Origin of the sequence: Leptospira sanjuanensis (genome assembly GCF_022267375.1) — a bacterium.
GTDB classification, from domain to species: Bacteria; Spirochaetota; Leptospiria; order Leptospirales; family Leptospiraceae; genus Leptospira; species Leptospira sanjuanensis.
Genome location: NZ_JAIZBH010000001.1, coordinates 563,156 through 576,167, shown reverse-complemented (window position 1 = coordinate 576,167; position 13,012 = coordinate 563,156). Strand labels below are relative to the sequence as shown.

Annotated in this window: 9 protein-coding genes and 1 pseudogene; 6 read left to right on the top strand and 4 right to left on the bottom strand. The window is 45.2% G+C overall.

What is annotated here, in order from left to right; genetic code table 11:
- Positions 1-33 precede the first annotated feature (33 nt).
- Positions 34-858, top strand: coding sequence for a hypothetical protein (locus LFX17_RS02735; RefSeq protein ID WP_135780425.1), 825 nt, complete (start codon positions 34-36; stop codon positions 856-858).
- A gap of 101 nt (positions 859-959) precedes the next feature.
- Here LFX17_RS02735 and LFX17_RS02730 read toward each other — a convergent pair whose 3' ends face one another.
- Complete coding sequence (locus tag LFX17_RS02730; protein WP_238728762.1) at positions 960-2,180, bottom strand: hypothetical protein; 1,221 nt, start codon at positions 2,178-2,180, stop codon at positions 960-962.
- A gap of 263 nt (positions 2,181-2,443) precedes the next feature.
- On the opposite strand from LFX17_RS02730, the gene LFX17_RS02725 reads away from it, so the two are divergent.
- The 5 genes and pseudogenes from LFX17_RS02725 to LFX17_RS02705 all read left to right on the top strand — a co-directional run bounded on the left by LFX17_RS02725 (position 2,444) and on the right by LFX17_RS02705 (position 7,636).
- Positions 2,444-3,268 carry a hypothetical protein gene (locus tag LFX17_RS02725; protein ID WP_238731481.1) on the top strand — a complete coding sequence of 275 codons (825 nt, stop codon included), beginning with the start codon at positions 2,444-2,446 and terminating at the stop codon, positions 3,266-3,268.
- Positions 3,269-3,395: 127 nt separating this feature from the next.
- Complete coding sequence (locus LFX17_RS02720; protein ID WP_238744895.1) at positions 3,396-4,280, top strand: hypothetical protein; 885 nt, start codon at positions 3,396-3,398, stop codon at positions 4,278-4,280.
- A gap of 139 nt (positions 4,281-4,419) precedes the next feature.
- Entirely contained in the window at positions 4,420-5,163 is a 744-nt protein-coding gene (locus LFX17_RS02715; RefSeq protein WP_238728760.1) for a hypothetical protein, read from the top strand.
- Between the two features lie 236 nt (positions 5,164-5,399).
- The gene (locus LFX17_RS02710; protein ID WP_238744894.1) at positions 5,400-6,320 is read left to right on the top strand and encodes a lipase family alpha/beta hydrolase; all 921 of its coding nucleotides are present in this window, start codon (positions 5,400-5,402) and stop codon (positions 6,318-6,320) included.
- Positions 6,321-6,718: 398 nt separating this feature from the next.
- Positions 6,719-7,636: pseudogene (locus LFX17_RS02705) on the top strand (lipase family alpha/beta hydrolase).
- Positions 7,637-7,781: 145 nt separating this feature from the next.
- On the opposite strand, the gene LFX17_RS02700 reads toward LFX17_RS02705, so the two are convergent.
- The 3 genes from LFX17_RS02700 to LFX17_RS02690 form a co-directional block, all read right to left on the bottom strand.
- Positions 7,782-10,904: an efflux RND transporter permease subunit gene (locus tag LFX17_RS02700; RefSeq protein ID WP_238744893.1), complete on the bottom strand. Its 3,123-nt coding sequence runs from the start codon at positions 10,902-10,904 to the stop codon at positions 7,782-7,784.
- Complete coding sequence (locus tag LFX17_RS02695) at positions 10,870-12,099, bottom strand: TolC family protein (protein ID WP_238747636.1); 1,230 nt, start codon at positions 12,097-12,099, stop codon at positions 10,870-10,872. The genes LFX17_RS02700 and LFX17_RS02695 overlap by 35 nt, the downstream gene beginning before the upstream one ends.
- A gap of 220 nt (positions 12,100-12,319) precedes the next feature.
- A complete protein-coding gene (locus LFX17_RS02690; protein WP_238728756.1) occupies positions 12,320-12,709 on the bottom strand; it encodes a hypothetical protein in 390 nt (129 codons plus the stop codon).
- Between the last annotated feature and the right edge of the window lie 303 nt (positions 12,710-13,012).

Below are 13,012 nucleotides of genomic sequence, written 5' to 3'. Positions count from 1 at the left end.
CCTAATTTATATATCAGGAGAATAGTGAAGAGAATGAAAAAGAAAAGTACGAAGAGCGTTGGGTTGATTTTGTGTGCCCTGTTGTTTTTTGCAGGATCGCTTTCTGCTCAGACTTACACCGTGTTCGTTCACGGGAAGTCCGATAAGAATCACAACGGCACAGGAACGACCGACGTAAATAACTACTGGGGAACAAGTGTGAACTCGGTTTCCGGAGCAAAGGTATTCGTCGGATACGATGGAACTACCGATCCGAGAACTTACGGAACCGCTCGTGCGCAAACCAACTTTACCACTGTGCTGAACACGTATTGCAAAGGATCCAATTCCTGCAAAATCGTTTGTCATAGCGCGGGTTGTTACGTAACCGAATATTGGTTAGCAAATCTGGGAGCTAGCGCCTCCAGCAAAGGCTACAATATCACAAAAGTAACCGCTCTGGCAGCCGCTTCCGGCGGATCCGAGCTCGCATCCGCGTTGAACGGAGCGACTTTCGGATTTGCAGGAAACGCGATGGATAAAGCGCTCATCGTTTCCACGGCGAGAGGAGCTTACAACCACAACAACACTGCAGGTGTTACGATTTATCAGGTTCCCGGTTACAAAGGAATGGCGGGAGCTTCCGCAATTCTTCCGGGTGAAGACGATTACGCAGTGGCATATCACTCTTCCTGCGCTTATAACAAAGCGGGCGGAGTCAGTCAATGCCAGGCTTCTTTGACTCAAAGCGAAGGCATTTGGCCTTTCAACTCGAATGTGACTTACACACAATTCCAAGGTCACACAAGAGCGCCTTCCGTCGGGAGCGCAGGTCTTTACCTGAATCACAGCGAATTGAAAAACGAAGGCTGGAGATAGATTCGTTTTTGACGTAAAAAAAATCCCGCTTTCTAAAAGCGGGATTGACTCAAGCAACTTTCAAAATTTAGAATATTCTTTCCGAAAGCGGACCGCTCCGATCATCGTTCCATACTTTCCAATTCCTTAATCCTTCTCTGTTTCTCGTTACTGTCCCAAAGTTTGGATGTGAATTGTTTTGCGTCATAGAATTTCGTCTTAAAGAATTCTTTATACGGAAGAACGAGTTCTCGATCCGGTTCCACGGTTTTAGCAGCCTGGATTTTTTTAAGACCCGCTTCTCCTTGGCCGAACCATTCCGGATCGACAGCGAGATTGACCCGATGTCCCCGCACGTCCGTCAAAACATACGGACCGTCCAGACCGGAATCCCGTATTAGCTTTCCATAAAATAAGAATTCGGCTTCTCCGTAACCCGAAGGAAGCTTGGAATCGAACGTGGCCCAGGCGATGTATTCTCCCGTTTCCGCGTGTTTGAGATTTCCCTCAAGATGATAGTTCCCGGCCTTGTAAACGTTTACGCCGACTCGAACCACAAGCGAACCGTCGCTCGTCGTATCAGAAGAAGATCCGCTGAGCTCCGCGGGTTTGCCCGGAGAGGAATAAAACGAAGTGTTGAGTTTTCCCGTCTTTTTAAATCCGGGAGAATAACGAAAGTCGACTTCCATGATCATATCTCCCCAATCCTTCTGCGTCGGTTTCCACTGAAACGTATAAAGCAAATCCTTTGCCAGATCGTCCCCGTTTACTCCGTTGTCGCCGTAGTCGGGACTGAGCGTTCCGAATTTTTCTCCGTCGAATTCTCTCCACATGCGAACGCCTTTGATATCGATCGGAATCCGTTTTCCTTCGGGACTTCTACATTCGAACGTTATGCGCATTTGATCCTGCGGTCCAACGACGGCCCAACTCAAAGGCTGGAGCTGACAGCTATAACCGTTCGGTTCCTTCGATTCGGAAGAATCCGCCATCGGAATCGCAGTCGTCTGTATAAAAAACGGTTTGATCAGATCTTCGTTGTATTTCGTAAGAGGTCTCGAGTTCGGCGGATATTGGGACCATTCTTTATAATCTTCTAATATTCTTTCGATCGGAACGGAATCGTCTACGTCCTGTAAGGTGCCGCTCGAATCGGATTCAAAAGCGGAACCGCCTCCGCCGGGAGGAGAAGTTTTCGCCATTCTTTCCGCTCTTTCCTTCTTTTCGGCTTCCGTTTCGAACCAGGATTCCCCGCTTTCATCGGGCCAGAAAGCTAACACCGTTAAAATCAAGATCGCTGCCACAATCGATCCATAGATCACATATTTATTGCCGGATTTCATGAATTCCTCTTCTTTTATCTTCGGAAAAGAGCGCCTAACGCGGTCCAGGCCGTTTTTTTCGGAGAACAGTGTAAATTCTCTCCCAAGCAGAGCAATCACATTTGTTTTTATTTATAATTAGCGTTCTTTTTAGATTTTTAATTTATTTTCCTCGTTATTTATAAATCAGCATACTATCACTTGACTTAAATCGGAAAGAGTCAAACCTTTAGAGCGGGAGAGGAATTTCTTCTCCCCTAAGAAATGGAGAATAGTGAAAAATGATGAGAAATTGGAAAACAAAGCGAATGATGGGACTGGCACTCTGTGTGTTTCTTTTTGCGGGAGCTCTTTCCGCTCAAACTTATACCGTGTTCGTTCACGGAAAGTCGGATAAGAACCACAACGGAACCGGAACTGTGGATGTGAATAATTACTGGGGAAGCAGCGTAAATTCTGTTTCAGGAGCGAAGGTGTTCGTGGGTTACGATGGTACTTCCGATCCGAGAACATACGGAACGGCTCGTGCTCAAACCAACTTCACAACCGTGGTAAACACATATTGCAAAGGAAGCAATTCCTGCAAAATCGTTTGTCACAGTGCGGGTTGTTACGTAACCGAGTATTGGCTTGCAAACTTGGGAGCGAGCGCTTCCAGCCGCGGATATAACATTACAAAAGTTACCGCTCTGGCTGCGGCTTCCGGCGGATCCGAACTTGCTTCGGCTCTGAACGGAATCACTTTCGGGTTCGGCGGAAACGCGATGGATAAATCCCTCATCGTTTCCACTGCGAGAGGAGCATACAACCACAACAACACCGCGGGCGTTACCGTTTATCAAGTTCCCGGTTATAAGGGAATGTTCGGTGCTTCTGCGATTCTTCCTGGAGAGGACGACTACGCGGTTGCGTTTCATTCTTCCTGCGCTTACAACAAAGCCGGCGGAGTGAGCAAATGCCAATCTTCCCTGACACAGAGCGAAGGTATTTGGCCCTTTAACTCGAATGTAACTTACACTCAGTTTCAGGGACATACAAGAGCCCCTTCCGTTGGGACTTCAGGATTGTATCTCAACCACAGTGAGTTAAAAAACGAGGGCTGGAGATAAACAACTCTCGATCGAATGCGCAATTCCGCTCGATGGGAGCGGGGTTGCCCGATCGAAACGAAAATCGAATCGTTTCGGTCTTATTTCCCAACATCCGCTTCGAATTAAAAATTCCAAAATCTATACAATGAAATCCGCAATCGCTTTCTTTTTAAAAAGTATCGCTTTCTCTTCTATATTCCTTTTTTATTCGTGCTCCTTTTTGGTTTGGAAGAATTCTTCCATATCTCTGGAAAGAGGATGGTCTTCCTCGGGCAAAGAAATCGTACAAATGGAAACCCTGTATGAAGAAAAGGACTCTTGGAATCCGTTGATGGGAACCACTCTCAAAAGAAATTACCGTTCCCTGATCCGTATCTTCGATCCGAATATTGCTTCACAGCCCGTGGAACAAATTCCTTTTTCGTCTTGGATCCTTCCGGGAAGCGTTTATTATCACTCGGGATCGAAGTCGGTTTATTGGATCGGCGGTTTGGACGACGAATACGGAAGCTTTTCGAGAACACCGGCCGGAATTCGTTTAACCGATAAAAAACACATTCCATTTTCTTTATATTTACAGCCGGGACAAATTCCGATCCAACTGGTTCCGTCTCCGAACGGCAATTCTTTGGCGTTGATTGTTGCGGTTTTGGACAACGACTTGGAATTCTTAAAGCCCGAATTGATATGGCTGGATCGAAGCGAAGATGCTTCCCTTAACCCCAATGCAAGAATCGATCTTCCAGAATGGAAAGAAACGCCCGTTCATAGAATTCGCTGGTCTGAAAAATCGGATAAAATTTATATTCAAATTTCTGAATCTATTTTTGCGGCCTATCCAGGGAAGAAGGATCTGCAAAAGGCCGTGGAATTCCCGACCTGCTTTGCTCCTCCCACTTCGTTCGGCCCCGTAGGAGTCAGTCCTTCTAATGAAAATCCATCTCGTATGGAGAAAAATCAAATAAAAACATTTTCTGATTTCCCAAAAATTAACAGGATCAGTCGAATCAGAAACTGTGGCTTAAAATGAATTTCGCGACTATTTTCATTGAATTCGTCGAATTCGATTCGATATCCTCATACTTCGTTCCGATTTTAAAAAGAAAAACTCACTTGTGATTTAAAAAACAATTTACCATCACAAATGAGTTTTCATAATGGATTCCACTATGAAAAAATTGACTTTATTAAAATTGATAGTTCCAGTAGTTTTTATTGCACAATGCGTTTCGAAGCCCACCATTCTACCAAAAGATAATAGTAGAATAGCGGCGATAGGCGTTTATGTGGAATTAGAAAACCAAGCTGAAAGTGCTATGATGAAATTTGCGGGAGGAAATCTTTTCAATCTTCCCCAAAAATCTACAAATTTCTATTTTGTTCGAAATTTCAATCCTAATAAACCATTAAGTGAACAAAACGCCGTTTTTCAAGCTGATTGGATCAACAGAGGCGTTGGTTATATTTTCAATCCTGAGCCGGGAACATACGCATTAGTAGGTTCTTTTACTTCAACCAAAGTATCGTCATCCGGAAGCTTGGGCGGCGGAGTCGGCTTTTCCAGTTCAGCGACAATGCCGTTTCCTACGGCACATCCGGAGACATTAATTAAACTTTCCGAAGTAGAAGTAAAACCTAATGTTTCCCAATTTTATAACATGGGCGCGTACCGAGTGATTGTTTCAAAAAACTTTAACAAAATCGATCCTATACAAAAGAAATATATGGAATTAATTACTCCCGGTTCTTCTTCTTGGAAACCAAGCGGAGGACTTTTAGAAATTCCGCCGTCGGTTTATGTAGGAGAGGCGCCAGCTCTCGGATTAGAAACCCAAAATAAATTAAAGATAAACTTGTTAGAAAGAGTAAGGAAAGATTTCGAAGAGACGCCTTGGTTCACGATATCTCCGTAACTCTATATCCATATCTAAATCTTTAGTTTTTCGTATGCGATAGCAAAACTGAAAAATTAAAGGAGATTGATGATTGATTGAATTCTAATTTTAAAATTACGAACGTTCGGAATATATAACGTTTTTCTAAAATAATTTACTTAGATCCCGCTTATATTCCGTTTTTTACTTGATTCATTCCCCACCCACGTTACGTTCCACTGCGTTTCGATTTGAAAATAAATAAGGTGAAGAAAATGAGAAAAGTGAAACTTAGAATTTTGTTAACGTTCGCGTTTTTAATAACGAACGTTTTATATGCATCCGGCGGCGGATCTTCGAGCAAGCCCCTTTCCGGAACTTACCCAATCGTTCTTGCTCACGGAACCCTGGGCTGGGGAAACGGATCGACCATCACTGACTATTGGGGTGGAAATGCGGCGTATTTGAGAAATCAAGGTGCAACCGTTTTTACTCCTACCGTAACCTCTCTTGAATCCAGCTCCGCTCGCGCGACTCAACTAAAGACACAGATCCTAGCAGGGCTCGCAGCCAACAATTACACCGGTAAAATTCATATCATCGGCCATTCTCAAGGCGGATTGGATTCCCGTTACATGATCGCAAACCTCGGAATGGCGAACAAAATCGCGTCGCTTACTACGTTGAACACTCCGCACCGCGGAAGCCCGATTGCGAACATCATGTATTCCGTGATTCCAAGCTGGGCTTTGCCTTACGTTTCCACAATCGTGGGAACCGTAGTTCAGGTCGTTTTAGGTCAATCCAACCAAAACGCTTCGAACGCCTTGAAGATGTTCACAACCGCAAATCTGACGACTTTCAACGCGAATACTCCAAATAGTTCCGCCGTGAAATACTTCTCTTACGGTTCGACGATCACGATTCCCGATCTGATTCAACATCCTTTGATGGGATTGCTCCAACCGATCTGCGCGATCGGCGGACCTTTCTACGGACTCAGCATCGCAAACGACGGAGTCGTTCCTGATTCTTCTCAAAGATGGGGGACTTGGAAAGGCGGGCCTTCGATTCCTCTTTTAACGACCGGGATCGATCACCTGGAAGCTCCGAATACTTTGTATCTCGGACAACTCTGGTATGATTCGAACGCCTACTTCTTGAAGATGGCGTCTAACGCAAAAAGTAACCAGTAAACATCCGCATTCAAAGAGAAGGTTCGATTCTTTCGGATAAGAAGAATTCTCGTTCTCTTTGAGAATCGCAGATCAATTCCTCTGACTTTTTCCCGCTCCCGCGGTTTCTATAACTGCGGGGCGATTCTTTTGCGCCTTCGAACACGACGTTCAGCCTCTTTTTCTCTCCGCAAAACACGGCTGCCAGTTCAAAACATCCCCAAATTGCGATCAAATACATTAAATTTAAAGAATATAATATTTTAAGAATATTAAATTAACGCTTCATATAACGGACGTACGTTATGCGATAAAATGAAGCATTTTGCATGTCGCTTAACATTTTTTTCTTGAACGGCGTTCGCTCCTTTATATCCTTCGTTCTGCGGTTCCGGATGGATCGCATGAGGTAAATACAAATGAAAAGTGTGATGAGAATATTAAGTGTAGTGCTTGTCTTCTTTATGACGAGCGTATTGTCGGCGTCCGGCGGAGGAACGGGAAAGCCGCTCTCCGGAAGTTATCCGATCGTTTTAGCTCACGGCTTGTTCGGTTGGGGAAACGGTTCTACGGTAGTCGACTATTGGGGATGAAACGCGGCGTATCTTCGCAATCAAGGAGCAACCGTCCTAACTCCTTCCGTTACTGCGTTGAATTCCAGCGCAAGCAGAGCTTCTCAATTGAAGACGGCAATCCTCGCGGCAATGGCTGCAAACAATTACACCGGTAAAGTGCATATCATCGGCCACTCGCAAGGCGGATTGGATGCGCGTTACATGGTTTCTAATCTTTCCATGAGCAGCAAGGTCGCAAGCGTAACGACTCTGAATACGCCGCACCAAGGAAGTCCGATCGCAAACATCGTTTTGGCAGTGATCCCGAGCTGGGCGCTCCCTTACGTTTCCACGATTATCGAAACACTTGCGGGTGTGGTTTACGGAGATTCCAGCCAAAACGCAACCGCGGCGTTAAAGTTGCTCACAACGGACGGAGCGAAAACGTTCAACGCTTCCGCACCGAACGCTTCCGGAGTGAAGTATTTTTCTTACGGTTCGACAATCAGCGTTGCGGATCTGATTCAACATCCTGCTATGGGATTACTGCATCCAATCTGCGCGATCGGCGCTCCTTTCTACGGGATGAGCATCGCGAACGACGGCGTCGTTCCCGATTCTTCTCAAAGATGGGGTACTTGGAAGGGAGGCCCCTCTATCCCTCTTTTAACCACCGGAATCGACCACTTGGAAGCGACCAACGCTCTCTACTTGGGACAACTCTGGTATGACACGAACGCCTACTTCTTGAAAATGGCTAACAACGCCAAATCCAATCAGTAATTCGCTGAAAACTTCCCGAGACCGTTCCGATTTCGGGAAGTTTTTTAACGTTGTTCCGTTTCACTCCGCACATTCGCTTGAGGATTTTTCAAAAAGAAAAGAATCTCTTTCGTCTATATCTATTATATCATAAACTCGGAATATTCTAATTTTCTGTTTTTTCCTCCATCCAATAATAGAACACGGGAAGAATGACAAGCGTAAGCATTGTGGAAGAAACGATTCCCCCGATGACGACCGTTGCCAACGGTTTCTGAACTTCCGAACCCAAGCCGCCACCGAACGCCATCGGAATAAACCCGAAAGAAGCGACAAGAGCAGTCATAATTACGGGACGGATTCTGCTCGTCGCACCTTCCAAAACCGCATCCCGCACGGAAAGATTCTTTTCCTCTCGGATTCGATGAATCGTATCCAACTTAACGAGTCCGTTTAACACGGCGATCCCGGACAACGCGATACATCCCACGAAAGCGGAAACGCTTAGATCCATTCCGCGCAAAAATAAAAACCAAATTCCTCCCGTCAAAGCGAACGGAACACAAAAGAAAACAAGAAGCGCCTGTCGAACCGATCTCAATCCGAGATACAACACGACAAAGATCATCAACAATGTGGAAGGAAGAATGACCGATAATTTTTCCTTCGCTTTCGCAAGATTCTCGATCTGACCTCCCCAAAAAACCGAATACCCCTGCGGTATGTTCATCGCGGAAATCTTATCCTTCGCTTCGGAATAAAATCCTTCCAAATCCCTTCCGCGAAGATTCACCGATACGGCGACGAATCGTCTGGATCGATTCCTGGAAATCGTCATGACCTTTTCCTTTTTATCGATCGAGGCGAGAAGTTTAATCGGAATCATCCCTCCGTCCAACGTGCCGACTCCGATATCGGAGATTTCCGATTCCCTATTTCTGAATTCCTCCGAAAGCCAGATTTTAATCGGAAACCGAACCTCCTCCTCGTAATATCCTCCGAGCTCGAATCCGCTCATCGAAGATTCGACCACGTTGTTAAACGAAGGAAGGGATATATTATAATATTTTAATTTAGAAGGGTCCGGAGTGATGTCGATCACCCGGGATTTCCGAAGGGCCATGATCGGATCGAGTTCCACCTCCGCAGCCCCGGAAATCTTATGAAGCGTTTCCTTCAAGTTTTCCTGCAATCCTAATAGAACGTTTAAGTCCTTTCCCAGAATCCGAACGCTGATGTCTGCCCTGCTTCCTTCCAGAAGCTCGTTGAATCTCGCTTCCAGCGGTTGACTGAGCGTCAATTCCGAACTCGGGAAACGATCCTGAACCTTTTTATGAATCCGATCCAAAAAAAGTTCCCAATTCTTTGCCTGAAGGAGATCGTCCAAGGATTTCTTTTTAAGAAGGATGAACGTATCCGCGTTGAAGGTTCCCATCGGATCGTTCGCCACGGAACTCGTTCCGATTCTCGAAAACACGCTTTGCACCTCGGGCATTTCCATGAGAAGTTTTTCGACTTCCTTCTGTTCCTTTAGACTTTCTTCTATGCTGATATCCCCTTCCCGCACGACGACGAGCATCAAATCGCCTTCCATCAATTTCGGAAGAAAGACCGTTCCCATTCTGAAGTAGATCAGCAAGGTTAGAAGAAAGAATACGACCGAACCGATCACGATCGGTTTCGGGTTATTCAAAAGAATAGGAAGATAAGTTTCATACAACTCTACGATTCTGCTTTTTTTCGTCTCTCGATGTGCGCCTTGTCCTTTAGCGGAAGGTGAAATGAAAAAGAAAAGCATCGGAGGCAAAAAGAAAACCGCCAAAATCAAACTGAAACCCAAAGCGAGAAGGACGGTCTCCGCCATAGGACGAAACATCTTTCCCGGTATTCCGTCTAACGTTAAAATCGGAACGTATACAAGCATAATCACGACGACTCCGAACGAAACCGGTTTTAAAACCTCCAGAGAAGCGTTCAAAATCATTTCGATCTTTTCCTCTCGATTGATAAACGAAGTCTTTTCGAAACGGGTCAAAACGTTTTCGGTGATCACGATCGAAGCGTCCACAAGAAGACCGAAATCGATCGCGCCCAAACTCATGAGGTTCGCGGAAATTCCGAAAACCTTCATAAAGATGGCTGTCAACAACATGGAACCGGGAATGATCATCGCAACGATTACGGAAGCTTTAATGTTGAACAAAATAAAGAACAAAGTAAGAACGACGAGAATCGCTCCTTCGGCGAGATTCTTGATCACGGTTCGGATCGTCGAGTGGATCAAAAAGGATCTTTCCAAAAGAACCCGAACCTGAACGTCTTCGGGAAGATTCAGACGCGAAACCGCCTGATTCAAATCCGCGTTCACCCGATAACTATTCTCGCCGCGGAGCATCATCGCAGTTCCGAGAACGATCTCCTTTCCTTCGGAGCTTGCTCCGCCTAATCGCTGTTTACCGTGCTCCTTCACTTCCGCAATGTCGCCCACGCGAATCGAAGATCCTGTCAGAGTTCTTTTAATCGTCACTTCGGACAACGAAGCCAAATTCTTTTTGATTCCGTAAGCGCGCACGATCGAAACCTTTCCGTCGTTTTCGATAAAACCGCCGCCGAAACTTTCTCCGATCGTGGATAATTCCCCGATCAACTGATCGATCGTAATTCCCCAGGATTTCATCTTGGAAGGATTCAAATCGATATGAATTTCCTTTTCGTATCCTCCGTTGGAATCGACTTCGACGATCCCCGGAACGAGCGCCTTCAACTGAGGACGAACCGTATAGTCCTGAACCGTTCTTAAATAAAGAAGAAGATCCTTTTCCGGAAGAGACGCGAGTTTGCTTCCCGGTTTTGCCTCGACCGTATAAAAGAAAATTTCTCCGAGACCGGTCGTGTTCGGGACGATCGTGGGAGAAATTCCGTTGGGAAGTTTTTCCTTGGCGCTCGCTAATCGCTCCAGCACCATGCTGCGCGCCTGATAGATATCCGTTCCTTCCTTAAAGATCAGAGATATATTAGAAAGTCCGAATTTAGATACGGAACGGACGTCGATTAGATTCGGCATTCCCATCAGTTCCGTTTCGAGAGGAAACGTGACGACCTTTTCGACTTGTTCCGGATCGAGAGAACCCGTTTTTACGGTGACTATCACCTGCACGTTCGTGATGTCCGGAACCGCGTCGATCGGGACCTCTTTCAAAGTGAAAAAGGAATAAACGAATAGGAAGAATACGATCCCCGCCGAAAGGATCGGATTACTTAAGCTGATATTCAAAAGTCTGGACAGCATGTTTAAAAGTTCCTATAATATCTTTTTCGTTCGTGATGTGGAGAAGATTTAGCAACGCCTCAAGATGGGAAATCTGCGCGTCTAAGATCGCGTGATGGGTTTCATGAAGCTGATTTTCCAATTCCAAATAGCTCATCATCAAAATTCTTCCCTTTTTAAACTCTACGTCCGCGTAATTCAGGTCGCGCTCGATTTCGTCTAACTTAGAAAGATCGTAAAGCCTCAGATTGATCTTGGATTGTTCGTAATCGAGAAACGCCTGCTTGAACGCGGTCTTTACTAGATTCTCCTGATGTTGAAGAATTCCCTGCTTCGACTTTACGTTCGTTTCCGCGGCGGAAACCTTATTTTGAAACTGATCCCAAAGAGGAATTCGAAATTTTAAACCGAAATCGTAAAACCGGTTCGCGACCCCCGACCGGTCTTCTCCGACTTGGCTGATGATCGAGTAATCGGGATATTTTTCCAAAGTAGCGAGATTCAGTTCTGTTTTTGCCTTTTCGATTTCTCCCTTGGCCGCCATCAAACTAAGATTTTGCGAAACGGCTTTGGTCTGCAATTGGTTGAAATCGAACTTGGCACCCTCCGAAAAAAACGGAATCCGCAACGAAGGGGAAGATTCCAGCATCAGATACAAGTTCATCGCCTCGTACTGTTTATTCGCATCCAGTTCGAGATCGTTGAAATGTTTTCTCAACGCGAGAATTCTTCTTTGAATGATGAACAGATCCGTCTTCGCTTGAGGAGTGATGAACGGTCTCGCCCGAATATAACTTTCAAGAATCGAAAGTCTTCTCAGTCGTTCCTTGACGTGGTTTCGTTTTCCCGCCGAAACCAAATACCGATACGCGAATTTGACCGCGTTGAAACGTATGGAATTGGAAGCTTCGGCGAGTTGGATTTCCTTGATTCGAGAATCGTTATCGACCAAAAGCTGACGCAATTCCTTTCTTCCCGGAAAATAGATCGGCTGTTCGAATTGAAGCGCGTATTCCGCACCGCTTTCGTTGGCCGCGCTTCTTTGTCCGTAGTCGACCGTGACGGCCGGATTCTGCGTTTTTCCCTGTTGTTTGCGCTGATAAAACAAGGATTCCAAATCCGCGTTCAAAGACAAAAGCAACGGAGAATTCTTTTCCGCCAAACCGACGATTTTGGGAACATCCAGAGTTTCGTTCGATTCCGCATGCGAGGACATGAACGGTAAAAATAAAATTAAAAATACGGAATATATTATTTTTCGAATATTCTGTTGTGATCGGAATTGATCCGCGAATAAGAAAAGAATTCTCCCGAAAGCGGAATTCGAATCGTATCTCATAAATACCTCCTAAAAAATCGAAACGATCTCGGACTGCTGATAGAAAACGCAACGTAGTTTCCTATCATAGTCCGCAAATAAGCTTAGGAGAATTGAATCAAATTAGAATGCGGACGGATCGAATCAAACGGATCGGCTGGGGATCGGTCGAAAGAATTTCGTTTGGAACGATCTCGGATTGCGGAAAAGAAAAGACAAACAAAAAGAATACGTTCGCCGAATACAAGTGAATCGGTAAATAAAATCGAATGAATTTGGAGAATTGAGAATCCGATTCCGAAATCGAGACGGAACCGATATCCCATTCGCAGTTTCTTTCCTCTTCGGAATCCGAATTTTTGTCCTGATGGCAAGGAGAAACGGATTCGGAATAAAGGGACGTATCTTCTAAACCGTTAAATCCGCAAGTCGGTCCGCAATCCAGAAGCAAGACAACGACGGACAGCATCGTAAGAAAAATTCCCGCTTTATAGATCCCGCTCCTCATGTCTCCAGCTTAAAGCTACGATTAGCTTGTCAACGGAAAAAGAGAATTTCGTTCAGGAACGGATTTTCTTTTCCCGCATCTCCGCTTAAACTGAGAACGTTTCGCAGGATCGCTTTCAAATGAGAGTAAAAATTCGAATAAATATTAAAATTTTTGAATATTCCTATCTCTTAAGAAACTCGAAGGCGAAACGTTAAAAACGTTAAACGAACCGATGGGAATAAGTGGATGTAATATTGACGCATAAAAAGCGGCTTTAGATCAGGAAGCCGGAGCGGTTCTCCGGTTCCTGATATTGACAAC